This is a genomic window from Aquimarina megaterium XH134 (genome assembly GCF_000520975.1).
GTDB classification, from domain to species: Bacteria; Bacteroidota; Bacteroidia; order Flavobacteriales; family Flavobacteriaceae; genus Aquimarina; species Aquimarina megaterium.
Window position 1 is genome coordinate 1 of record NZ_JACB01000067.1, and the last position, 13,728, is coordinate 13,728.

The window sequence follows — 13,728 nt, forward strand, 5'->3', positions numbered from 1 at the left end:
CATTTCTAACCCATGATCATATACAGCTGTTTTAATACTTGGATCTCCTGTAGTTATTCCCCAAGCCTGCTGCATATTGATATCAATTCCCGCTGTCCCTCCATTCTGTCCTGTATTATTTAAAGACCATTGGTTATTGAAATAAGTATCATTTGAAGTTTCTATATTGTGATACATAAAAGCGGGCTCTGTACTTTCAAACCATCCCGTTTCATAAAAAATGTTGGCAAGTTGTATTGAATTTAATTTATTTTTGGATGTTACAGAAAGCGTAAACCAAAGTGGCATGTACTTATCATGACCTAAGATCTCTACATTCATTTCTTTTGCTTTTTTATAAAGAATATCAACGTCATCTTTATTTTTAAGTTTTACATAAAAATTATTTGACAACCCTAATTCTCCTCCACTTTTAGTAATATATGCCGGCGAAGCTTTTAAGATATTAGGTGTACTTTTATACGACTCAATCTCTCTATAGTAATCCATTATAGACATGTTTTTGGTCATAGATATTTCCATATAATAGCTTTTTATAGCTTTCCTATTAGTAGCCTTATCGTCTATTGCAATTACTGTCGCTCTTGCATTATCTTCTATTATCTCTGTTGTTTTAATCAAATTACTATTCAAAGATTTAAAAGAATTAATTGAATTCTCTCCCTCGAATGAGATAGAAATAGTTTTAGTATTTATGGTTAAAAACACTTTTTCTCCTTTATAATAGTAGAAATTATCTAATTGTCTTTGCCCAAAGGCACTAACAGTAAGAAACAACAAAATCAATGGTGTTATTTTATATATTATATTTCTCATGATGTTTATTTGTTATTTAAAAACAGTTGTATATTACTAGAGTATATTTTATTTCTTGGTAGACTTAGATTCTAACAAACTAATACGTTTGTTTTGTTCAATTACATACAAAGTCAATTCCTCTATCTTTTGAAGTAGCTTTATATTCATTTCGGCTAAATGAATACCATTCTTTTCCATCTCTTTAGCCGATGCTATTTCTGGTAAATGTTTGTTTTTCTTTACAAAAGCTTCTACCTCTGCTAAAGAAGGCAACTGATACTCATTTGCAAATACAAAATCAGCCCCTCCTGCTGTAGCCGTTACTTTTATTTCTCGAGAGTGAATATTTCCTTTTACGGTAAGTTTAGAATCTGGATTCTGTGTTCCTATCCCGACATTACCATTTGTTAAAATGGTCATCTTTGAGGCATAATTTGTAATAAGATGTAAATTATGGTTACTTTCTGTACCAACAAAACCTCCTCCACCATACCAAGACTTATGAGAATACATACCTACTCTATGTTTGGAATCAGTTGTTGTTGATAAAATTTTTGAATGTCTTGAACCTGAAACATCCAATACTCTATCCCAACCTTGTCTATTTGAAGGAGTTAGTGTTCCTACCCCTACATTTCCATTGGTTAAAATGCTCATCTTTGGTCCATAACCTGTTATAAAATGTAGATTGTGATTACTTTCTGTACCAACAAAACCTCCTCCTCCATGCCAGGAACTATGAGAATACATACCAGTTCTAAATTCAGTATTAACACTTGTTGCTAAAATTTTGGAATGTTGTGAACCTGCAACATCTAATACTCTATGCCAGCCTTGTGCATTGGAAGGGGTTTGTGTTCCAATCCCTACATTTCCACTATTTGAATAAATAGTATTTTGATTATCATAATTATGTTGGGCATAAATTCCCGAACTAATACCCATTAGAATAAGTATAAAAACTGCTTTTTTCATTTTGTGTAATTTTAAGTTGGTTTATTTTTTTGCTTCAATTAATTTTTCTATTTCTGATAATCTATTAGACAAAGATTTCAATTCTTCAATTTCACTAGCTTGCCGTTTAATTTCTTTTTCCTGTTGTATCGTATACAGTGTTAGCTCTTCGATTTTTTGAAGTAATTTAGCATCCATCGCTCCTAGATAAATCCCATTTTTTGCTACATCTTTAGCATTTGGAATATCTTTTAAATGACCTTTTTCTTTGATGTGGTTTTCTACTTCACTAAGCGTAGGAAGGTTATAATCGGTTTCAAAAACGAAATCTGACCAGCTAGTTGCTTCTACTTTGATTTCTCTTGCTCCTATCGAGCCATCTACTGCAAGCTTATGAGATCCTGTTGTTATTGTCCCTATACCTACTTTACCTACATGATCTATAGTCATAGCTGTTTTAGAACCAGAAACGTATGCGTTGGTTGTTGAAAAATACATTTTTGTCCCATAACTACCATCACTTCTTACATAGATACCTGCCTGAGCAGTTTCTCCATTAGATGAGTCTGATGCTCCAAAAGTGATAGCACTTCCAAAATGGTTACTCGAATTCTCAGGGTCTAAATGAATAGAACCAACGGATAGCCCAGGAATTGATTCACTCCAATTCTTTGAGCCCCCTGCGATCTGAAGTTGGGATTTAGGAACATTTGTACCTATACCTACTTTACCTACATGATCTATAGTCATAGCCGTTTTAGAACCAGAAACGTATGCGTTGGTTGTTGAAAAATACATTTTTGTCCCATAACTACCATCGCTTCGAACATAGATACCTGCCTGAGCAGTTTCTCCATTAGACGAGTCTGATGCTCCAAAAGTGATAGCACTTCCAAAATGATTACTCGAATTCTCGGGATCTAAATGGATAGAACCTACTGAAGTTCCCGGAGTAGATTCGTTCCAATTATTTGAACCTCCTGTAATATGCATTTTTGCTATAGGGTTTGTTGTACTTATACCTACATTACCGGATTTTGAATAAATAGTATTTTGATTATCATAATTATGTTGGGCATAAATTCCCGAACTAATACCCATTAGAATGAGTATAAAAACTGCTTTTTTCATTTTGTGTAATTTAAGTTGGTTATGTACTATATTAGTTATGTACTTCTTGTATGATGATGTACATATTTAATATTAAATTGTTATACGTCTTTACCTTTGAGATTCTAGTTTTTCTAATCGAAGGTTTAATTCTTGAAGTTTTGTATTTAGAGACTTTAATTTTTTAATTTCTTTTTCCTGTTGAATGGTATACAGTGTAAGTTCCTCTATTTTTTGTAGTAATTTAGCATCCATTGCTCCTAGATAAAACCCATTTTTTTCTACTTCTTTAGCACTTGGAATATCTTTTAAATGTCCTTTTTCTTTGATGTGGTTTTCTACTTCGATAAGTGTAGGAAGGTTATAATTAGTTTCAAAAACGAAATCTGACCACCCATTTGCTTCTACCATTATTTCGCGTGCGCCTATAGACCCTTCTACTGCCAGTTTATGTGCTCCTGTATTATTGGTTCCGATACCAACTTTTCCATTCGGTATTAAAAATTTATTCGCTCCATTTTCCAGCCCTAGAATGAAATTGGTAAGGTTAGGATTAAACCCCATATAAGCCTTACGAACTCCTGCCTTATTTTTCCATTGCGTATAAAGCCATTTGTCATCTAAGGTTTGAAATGTTGCTATTGCATCTGAAGTGCTACTCACATAGAATGCTCCTCCATTAAGATGTAAACTTCCATTATTAACAGAAAATTTATTAGCCCCGTTTTCAAGACCTAAAATAAAATTAGTAAGACTTGGATCAAACCCCATATATGCTTTACGAACTCCTGTCTTATTTTTCCACTGAGTATAAAGCCATTTGTCATCTAAAGTTTGAAATGTTGCTATCGCATCTGAAGCGCTTTTAACTGTTAATGTACCTTCAATTGTTTCATTTTGAGCTTTCGAATTAAAACTCAATATGATCAATCCAATTAATAAAATTGTTTTTTTCATTTTGTGTAATTTTAAGTTGGTTTTAAGATTATTGTGATGTCACATTTTGACATAAAAAAACCCCATAACAGAATTCTTTCGAATCCTGATTATGAGGTAATTTTTAATAAATATAGAATATAATAAGACTAAAAAACCATAGCTTACGGTTATTGTTATGTTAAATTTTTATGATTATATTTAGGTTACCAGAATATACTACCAAATATAGAATATCATATAGTCGTAGTACTATTTTATAGTAGGGTATTTCAAGTATAAGAAGTTTTTTAAATACTATAAAGTTCTATAAGCTCATCCCAAAACCAAATGTAAATCGCAATCCATCATCACTAGAAAATACTCCTAACTGCCCTCCAATAGTATCCATAGCATTAAGCCAGATGCCTCCACCTACAGAATCATGCCATCGATCAGAATCTTCGCCATCTAACCACACTCTACCAATATCATAACCACCAAAAACTCCTAATTGCAATGGCAATAAACCTGTTTTAAATGTATTAAAACTATATCTTATACCATTTCCAACCTAAATTTACTCAATAAAATGCACCTTCGATAAGATATCCCTTCACGGCCTTTTTGGCTTTTTCCTCTTCTAACAACTGATTCTATGATCTCGAACATACACCTATGATAATCCGCATTATAATAAATGGTTTGTAAAGGCAGTAAAACAAGGGGAAGTTCATCGCAGTTTTTGGTAGGAATTTCTACTTCCGATATCCGAAGCCCCCGATCACTGGTAATTCAAATCGCTTGCGCATAATAGTCGTTTTATCATAAATCTAACGTACATAAACCTAGCAAAACCATTGCAGATATCAAATTAAATCTTAACTATTACACCAATATTGATTGAGATTCCTAATACATCATATTGATGGGCTTAACCCTTTTTGATTCTGGCGAAGGATATGAAAATTGAGTAAAAAAGGCATTTTTATAGCGAATTAAAAAAAAAATTAAACTTCACATATTACAGAGGAAGAAAAACGTATAGAGGTCAGTATTTAAATACTGACCTCTATTAAATTTATTATGTTCTGGTATTTCAGAAGTTAAAATAAGATTCCCTCAGATAAACAGGATCTTACAATCAAAACTTATTGTATTACAACAGTTTTTGATAATTTTTTTGACCCCAAAATTAACTGCACTTGATAAAACCCTGAAGGAAGCCCTGATAAATCAACTTTTGTTTTACTTGAAGTCATTTTTTCTTTTTTTACTATTACACCATTGGAGTTAATAAGAGTTATTTGAGCCCCTATTAGTTTAGATGAAATAACAAATTGTTCTGGAGTTGGATTTGGATAAATAAGCATATCGTCAATGGATTCAGTGATTAATCCAGATTTTGATCCTTTGATATTCACAGCATAATCCTCAACCTCCCCATAACTTCTTGTCCCACAAGGAGTTCTACTACTACTATTATAAGAAACTCTAATACGCATACCTGTAGTTCCTATAGATGCACCTGATGGTACTGGAATTGAAATCGAAGCTTCTGAGGTGCTACTTTTTGATAATAAATATTGTTCACCTGCATCCTCAAAATCACCATCAATATTCCAATCAATCCATGCCGTTACTTCATTATCATTACCATATGGTTGACCAATAACTACCGATAATGCATAACTATTATTCTTAGCAACATCTGTAGATATATTTGTATAATCATGATAAGAATCTCTGGCTGAACTATTATCTATTGTCCCAAATTTAACCTTTGCAATATGTTCAGGCCCATTTGTAGCTTCTGCCGCACAATAAGTCGGTGGTGTTCCTCCATCATTATTAGGATCTGTTGTAACTGTTAATACATTACTTGCTCCTGATACATTACCTGCTGCATCTTTAGCTTTGATGGTAAAATCATAACTTGTATTTGGCGTTAATCCTGATATTGTTGCTGTGGTACCATTTACCGTAGTAGAAAGGTTACTCCCGTTGTAAACATCATACGCTGTTACACCTACATTGTCTGTTGAGGCTGTCCAACTTAAACTTACACTAGTTTTAGTTTTTCCAGTAGAGACCAGATTGGATGGTGCTGTTGGAGCTTCAGAATCAGAACCAGAACCATTCTGAGCCAATAAGACTGCTTGATGCGCATCAACCAAACCATACCCCATTTGATTATTCCAAGTTCCATTTGGACGCCCTCCTGCAGTAGCATATGTATATGTTCCTACTTTCTGAGCGGATTGCTCGATAATATTATTTACCTCACTATATGTTAAGTTTGGATTAACGCTTAATATTAGTGCTGCTACTCCAGCTACTACTGGACATGCTGATGAAGTTCCGTTAAAAGTTTGCGTATAATCTGATGTAGAATATCCATTTGCCCCCTGTCTATCTGTAGTTGGCATTTTTACTCCAGGAGCTACAATATCTAATTGGCTACCATAACAACTCCCCCACTGACTCTCTCCATCACAGGAGTTTGGGTTTTTACGCTCTGCGCAAGGGCTCATTGCTCCTACTATTAATAAATCTGGATTACTATTTCCTGGGTATCGAATATTTGTATTATTCTCATTACCTGCAGCAAAAACAATGACACAACCTTTTCCTCCTCTACCATTAGTTAATGTATTTGTTATAGCATTGTCTATAATACTAGAAGGAGCATATCCTCCCCAAGAATTACTAATCACATCTGCTCCATTTTGCCACGCCCAATTAAAACCACTTGCTAATTGAGACGGAGTATCTGACGTCCTAAGATTGATACTGATCGACATTAATTTTGAAGTAGGAGCAACACCCGAAATCCCTAAATTATTATCTTTAACCGCTCCTATAATACCAGCACAAGCAGTTCCGTGATTTCCTCTTACTGTGGCTGGTGTTGTTCCGTTATTTGCATCAAACCCTGTTCCGTGAACATTAGCTTGTAAATCTGGATGATTCATTTCTAACCCATGATCATACACAGCTGTTTTGATACTTGGATCTCCGGTAGTTATGCTCCAAGCTTCCTCCATATTGATATCAATTCCTACCGTTCCTCCATTCTGCCCTGTATTATTTAAAGACCACTGGTTATTGAAGTAAGTATCATTCGAAGTTTCTATATTGTGATACATGAAAGCTGGTTCTGTACTCTCAAACCAACCTGTTTCATAAAAAATATTAGCAAGCTGTATTGAATTTAATTTATTTTTGGATGTTACAGAAAGCGTAAACCAAAGTGGCATGTACTTATCATGACCTAATACTTCTAGATTCATCTCTTTTGCTTTTTTATAGAGAATATCAATGTCATTTTTATCTTTAAGTTTTACATAGAAATTATTTGACAACCCTAATTCTCCTCCACTCTTTGTTATATATGTTGGAGAAGCCATTAAAGTATTAGGTAATTTCTTATAAGATTCGATCTCTTTATAATAATCTTCTATAGTCATGTTTTTGCTTGTAGACACTTCCATATAATAGCTTTTTACAGCTTTCTTAGAAATTGCTTTAGCATCTAATGAAACTACAGTAGCTCTCGAATTATCTTCAACTATTTCTTTTATTTTTATTGAATTACTACGTAAAGATTTGAAAGAGTTAATAGAATTTTCTCCCTCAAATGAAATAGAAATAGTTCTAGTATTTATATTTAAAAAGAATTTTTCTCCTTTGTAGTAATAGAAATTATCTGATTGTTTTTGTCCAAAGACACTTACTGTAAAAAACAGTAACATCAATGGTGCTATTTTATATATTATGTTTTGCATGATGTTTGTTTGTTAAATTATTATTGAAGTAGTTTAAACTTTTTTAATTCTATACAAAAAACAGTGTTTTTGACACTTCATAGCACTCCTATAAAGTGAGAAAAAGAAAGGGGTTAAGTAAAAAAAGATATTTTTTACAGCGAATTAAAAAAAGTCAAATCACTTCATTCAAAAATAGATGCCTATTTTTAAATAAATATGTTTTATTTTTTTGGTAGACGAGAATTAAACGTAATGATACGCTTATCTAAATTATCTATAAAGTTAATTCCACTATTTTCAAAAGTAGTTTTATACTCTATTCAGCCAAATGGATATCGTGTTTATCCATTTCTTATTCACAACTATAAAAGAAGAGAGAAAAGACTGTTAGTGTGCTTAAAATTTTCAGTTGAGTTTTCATTATTGTTTGATTTTTTGTGTTAAACTTATTTGTTTAAATTAAAATGTTGAGCTCTTATTAAAATTTGTTATTCAAAAGTAGAGATTAATTCAAATAAACAAATACGGCAAACACGTAACAAACAGATAGTTATAACTCTATTGTCATTATTGAATCAGGTAAATCACCTTTGATTTCTAATAACGCAACACTGTTGCGTTATTAGAAATCAAAGGGTTAAACTAAAAAGAAGAATGTCGAAATTGGAGAAAATTTAAGAAGAAAAAACCAATACTGATTTAATCAAATTCAACCCTATTTAACACTAAATTAACTTTTAATTAACAAGTTAACAAATCTTATTCGCAATAAATCAGTACTATTTTTACAATATTCTAATTCACAAATCGATATTATATTCAAGTTTATGATCATTTATTTATACATTGAAACAAAAAAATCGTTGTTCAACACTTTTTATGCTAATGCTATTTGTGGTAGATCCTCATTTGTCTTCACGAGAACTTTCACCTCCTTATAGAGAAGGTAATCGGAGTCATTTACAAATAGAAATAAGCAATAGTATTTACAGTAACTTTTACTTCACGAGAATGATTTTTATCTTTTAACATAAGTTTAGAATCTTGAGTTTGTGTTTCTGTGTCTACATTGGCATTTTATAAATAAAAACGTATTTTAATTAGTGCGTCCCTTCCTGTACTAATATTCATTAGGATGAGTGTACAAACTATTTTATAGTAGGGTATTTCAAGTATAAGAAGTTTTTTAAATACTATAAAGTTCTATAAGCTCATCCCAAAACCAAATGTAAATCGCAATCCATCATCACTAGAAAATACTCCTAACTGCCCTCCAATAGTATCCATAGCATTAAGCCAGATGCCTCCACCTACAGAATCATGCCATCGATCAGAATCTTCGCCATCTAACCACACTCTACCAATATCATAACCACCAAAGACTCCTAATTGCAACGGCAATAAACCTGTTTTAAATTTATTAAAACTATATCTTAAATCTCCATTAAATGCTAGTGCGCTTTCACCAGTAAAACGTTCTTCTCTATATCCTCTCAACCCTTTTGTACCTCCCAGATTGGCACCCTGGTAAAACTCAAAACCATCACCAAGATTGATTTCTGCAATTACATCTGTTTTAAGCACTAACCTGCGATCTCTAGTTATCGAATTATAAAAACCTAGTCTTGGATAAATATATCCATATGTTCTATTCGTATCTTCTACATTCGTTCTTACACCAGTTTGTAATTTAAACAACATTCCTCTGGTAGGGTTAATATCATTATCATAGCTTTCGAATTTATACATCATCTCTAGATTTGTAAAATATTTTCTTTCGAAGAAAACAGGGTCTACCGTTACAAAATCCAAGCCCGACGTAATAAATCGATCTTGAGTATCTTGAACCTCTATACCTTCAAATGCTGCTTTAACCGAAAACTCACTACCATAACGATCTCTTTTAGAAACTCCTAACCCAAATGACCAAATTCCTAGCTTTACTCTGTTAAAATCCAAATCTAATTCGTCATCCGGATTAAAAGTATTGTTTCCGAAGCCAAAAAAGTTTTGTGCAAAATTCTCACTTGTATACACTGCATCAATAAGGAAGTTCCAGTTTCCTAATGCATTTACAAATTCTCCCGAGTATGACAAATCATAACCTTCTGTCTGAAAGTAATATGCTGCCCTAAATCTATGTTTACTATGGTATGGATTATTTTTAAATCCATTTATTGTATATACGTCTGTTACATTAATGTTAAGTCCATCATCGGGATTAAAGCCAATAAAAGGCGTTATCGTATTCGTTTTACCTACATACTTATTGTAATCATATACATTATAGTCATAGATATTACTTAGTATAAATTTTGCTCCACCTTTTTTCTCTATAGTATTAGGTTTTGATTTATGGTCATAGATTTTTATTTTTCTTCCATTCTCTATCGCATAAGTGTCATTATTCTGGCCCCCAACAATTCGAATTTTTATCAGGTTACTTCCTTTTCCTTTTACAACAAATCGATCGTCATCATCCAACCCATAAATCCAAATTTCTTTAGTTTCTTTAGCAGTAAAACTTCTACTACTATATGGTTTTTGCTTTTTATCTCCTTTTATTCTCGAAATCTGTATCGTTGTTTTTCCTTCTTCTCTAAGTATTTCAAAAAGATCATCTTTATCTGTTCCTGTAATAATAACATGTTTTGAAAGATATGTATAGTAACGATTAGCGATATCTTCAATATTATCTCTTCTGAGTTTAAGATCTCTTTTTATTTTTTCTATTGTCTCATCCTGAAGATTATTTGGAAGATTTGTAAATGCTTTTTCAATAGCAGTATCAGAAAGGTTTTCTTTAATATATCTTGCTTGTTCTATCCAGATTTCTTTTCCTGAGTTCTGTGTTAATGTTCTATCTAATGGTAGCCCTGATTGGTTAATCCACCTCACTTTTTTAAGTTCTCCATCGTATACCTGAAACTTACGAACTAACGGAACCACAAATTTTACGACATCCATAAGTATTCCATCATAATTAGAAAACACCTGATCTCTATCTCTTGGAATAGGTCTGTACTCTTTACCATTTTTAGTATCAAAACGAGCCCATCTCCATTGATCAGAATGGCGGTCCCAATCTCCTAAGATCATATCAAAAAGTCTGGTTCTTATATAGTGTTCTTCGTCCATTTGATATTTTTCGTCTTTCCTTAGTCTACTTAACAAATCATCTGTACTTTCGATATCATCAGGTTTTCCAAAAGTAACCTCGTCTTTATACTCTTTCCCTGGTCGTTCTTCTAAAAAATATATTTCATCACCAAAACTTTCATTGTATTTACCCAATGCAGGATGTTTTGGAATATAATACAACTTAGGATTTGCATGATACACTCTTATTGCATCAGCCAATGTACCAACAGCCAAAAACGCATAAGGATAGCTAGATGTATAGAAATCAGAAAGGAGGTCTTCTGTAAACGTGTCATCAAATCCATCTTCGAGATATGTATATTTAAATACTCCTTTCTGTAAAAATTGCGTAACACTTTTACGCATTGCTCTAAGGCTATAGCGTTTTCCTTCTTTATCGATAAGACGTAGCGATCTTGTCACCTGTCCTCCTCCTTGTCTATCAATAGTAAAACCTCCCATTAAGGTATCTAGAGTGGCCACAGGAACTTTTATATCGGTTCCGTATACATACCGATAGTGATCACCCCACATCGATTGATACAATTTTGATTTTTTTACTTCATCTTTAGTATAAATTGAAGCCGAAACTTCTGGTTCAAAAGAATTCTTAACACCGCTAAAATCAAATTCTTTTTCTTTTTGATGAACTATAGTTTGATATACCAATTTTGGGTTTCCGTTATCATTTCCAAAAAAGCGAACATTAGAAGAACCATCTTTGTATACATCTAATATTGCAAAGCCCTGCCCCGGGTATGCAAACAATCCATCTTTCCCTAAAGAAACCGATGAAACTTTGGATCCAGAACCCGATACAATTTGTTTTAACCCATTACTATCGATATACTGCAAAGAGTGTTCATGCCCCGAAACAAAAACTACCTTATCCAAATCCCTTGTCATTGTAGATAGTCTTCTCATTAATTTATTATAATGAACATTAGATAAATCCTGTGTAGAAATCCCTCCCTGAGACCGTATCTGAGCAGCTAATGAACCCAAAATTGGAAGAGGTATTTTCTTTTTTGAAGGAAAAATATGTTTATCAAAGCTATATTTCCCTCCATGTATACCATTCGTAAACATGGGGTGATGCATCGCAACAAGGATAGTTTTCTTACTGTGTTTTTTTAATTCACCCTCTACCTCAAGAAAGAATTTTTCACGAGTTTTAATTTCACAATTGTCATTCATCGTTGGATTCTTATCCCAATTAGCCAAATACCACTGCGTATCCAAGATCAACAAATGTACTTTATCGCTAATTTCTACGCTTTCGATAGGACACCCTTTTGTTGGTAAAAAAGCTTTTTTATTATTCATTTTTTTGGTCACATACCGCTCTTGTCGATATAGACCTTCTACCCCATTAGCATACCAATCATGATTTCCCGGAATAAAAACAACATCTCCATCAAAATCCTTAGTTGCTTCAATTTGTGTATCTATTCTATGTTCTCCCAAAGCTCTTTCCGGAGATTTTTTTTCGGGCATTCCTTTTTGATAAATATTATCTCCTAAAAAAATAAGATAATCGTCTTTTGTTTTTGCAGTATCTAATACTTTTTTAAGAATCGAAAGTCCTTCTGTACTCTCTTTCATTTTGGCATTTCCAGCATCTCCCACCAGATAAAATGTCTTTTCTATAGCACTATTGGGTAATGTTTGAGTAAAATTTTCGACTTTATATTGAGGAGCGTATGTTGCACATGAACTGAGTAAAAAAGCAACACAAATAATTAGAATCTTATTATATTTATTCATTGTTTGAAGTACAATCTCTTTTTTTTAATTATTTTGGTTATCGAAAAATTAAAAGTATGTCTTCTCTACTAGAAAAAACAGATCATTTCGTTTCGGAACTTTTTGAAAAAGAGCTCCCTAATTCTTGTATCTACCATAATTACGATCATACCAAAAGAGTATTTAAAAGTACAAAAGAAATTATTGATAATACTAATTTATCTGATGAAGATAAAGAAGTTTTATTGCTTACCGCATTGTTACATGATACCGGGTACTCTAAAAGTTCTAAAAATCATGAAGAATATAGCGTAGAGATAGCCAAAGATTTTTTAGGTCAACAAAATGTTTCTCAAGAGGTTATAAATCAAGTTTCGGAACAAATTATGGCGACCAAAATGGAGCATGTCCCTACTAATCTTATGGAAGAAATTATACGGGATGCCGATGCTTCTCATTTTGCAAAAGACTATTATGGAGAAACAAGCGAACTGTTAAGGTGTGAATTTAAACTTAATGCCATTAAAGATTTAACCCCTTCTGATTGGCTAAAGGCTAATATCGATCTATTTAAAAACAAACATCAGTACTATACCGAGTATGCTATCTCTCATTGGAAACCAAAAAAAGAAGAAAATCTTACCAAAATGTTGGAAGAACAAGCGAAACTAAAAAAGGAAAAGAAACGGGAAAAGGAAAAATTGAAAAAATTACTGAGAGAAGAAAACCCCGAAAAAGGAATACAAACTTTATTTAGAGTTACCTTAAGGAATCATATGAAACTAAGTGATATTGCTGATACAAAAGCCAATATATTACTTTCTGTAAATGCTATTATTATATCTCTTGCATTATCAAATCTTATACCTAAGCTAGATAACCCTTCTAATCAATATCTGATATATCCAACTTTGATATTTATCATATTTTGTATCGCTTCTATAGTATTATCTGTATTGGCAACACGCCCTAATATAACAAGTGGGGAGTTTACTCGTAAAGAAATAGAAGAGAAGAAAGTTAACTTATTATTTTTCGGAAATTTTCATAAAATGCCATTAGATGAATATAAATCAGCAATGACAGATCTAATGAATGATAAAGAATACATCTATGATACGATGATAAAAGACCTTTACTTTTTAGGTAAAGTTTTGCATAAAAAATACAAAATCTTAAGGGTTACATATACCGTTTTTATGATAGGGATTATAACCTCTGTTATTTCATTTATTTTTGCATTTAACTCACTACAATAAGATAATTTGGTAGATGGTATACTATACTTTTATAA

8 protein-coding genes are annotated in these 13,728 nt (G+C 32.4%); 1 reads left to right on the plus strand and 7 read right to left on the minus strand.

The annotated features are described in order from the left end of the window. The 7 genes from Z053_RS0126110 to Z053_RS0126140 form a co-directional block, all read right to left on the minus strand. Window positions 1-816, minus strand: an 816-nt coding sequence (locus tag Z053_RS0126110) for a hypothetical protein (protein WP_025667905.1), incomplete at its 3' end; no start/stop codon positions are given. Window positions 817-864: 48 nt separating this feature from the next. Then, a complete protein-coding gene (locus tag Z053_RS30540; RefSeq protein ID WP_025667906.1) occupies window positions 865-1,773 on the minus strand; it encodes a tail fiber protein in 909 nt (302 codons plus the stop codon). Between the two features lie 21 nt (window positions 1,774-1,794). Continuing rightward, on the minus strand, window positions 1,795-2,883 hold the full coding sequence (locus tag Z053_RS30545) for a hypothetical protein (protein ID WP_152538401.1): 1,089 nt from the start codon (window positions 2,881-2,883) through the stop codon (window positions 1,795-1,797). 90 nt (window positions 2,884-2,973) lie between these two features. Further along, a complete protein-coding gene (locus Z053_RS30550; RefSeq protein WP_025667908.1) occupies window positions 2,974-3,819 on the minus strand; it encodes a hypothetical protein in 846 nt (281 codons plus the stop codon). A gap of 286 nt (window positions 3,820-4,105) precedes the next feature. Next, complete coding sequence (locus Z053_RS0126130; RefSeq protein WP_025667909.1) at window positions 4,106-4,303, minus strand: hypothetical protein; 198 nt, start codon at window positions 4,301-4,303, stop codon at window positions 4,106-4,108. Between the two features lie 625 nt (window positions 4,304-4,928). Beyond that, window positions 4,929-7,565 (minus strand): S8 family serine peptidase, encoded by a 2,637-nt coding sequence (locus Z053_RS30555; protein ID WP_025667910.1) that lies wholly within the window; start codon window positions 7,563-7,565, stop codon window positions 4,929-4,931. A 1,185-nt stretch (window positions 7,566-8,750) separates the two neighbouring features. Further along, window positions 8,751-12,455, minus strand: a complete 3,705-nt coding sequence (locus tag Z053_RS0126140) for a metallophosphoesterase (protein WP_025667911.1) — start codon at window positions 12,453-12,455, stop codon at window positions 8,751-8,753. A gap of 56 nt (window positions 12,456-12,511) precedes the next feature. On the opposite strand from Z053_RS0126140, the gene Z053_RS0126145 reads away from it, so the two are divergent. Next, window positions 12,512-13,693: a Pycsar system effector family protein gene (locus Z053_RS0126145; protein ID WP_025667912.1), complete on the plus strand. Its 1,182-nt coding sequence runs from the start codon at window positions 12,512-12,514 to the stop codon at window positions 13,691-13,693. Window positions 13,694-13,728 lie beyond the last annotated feature (35 nt).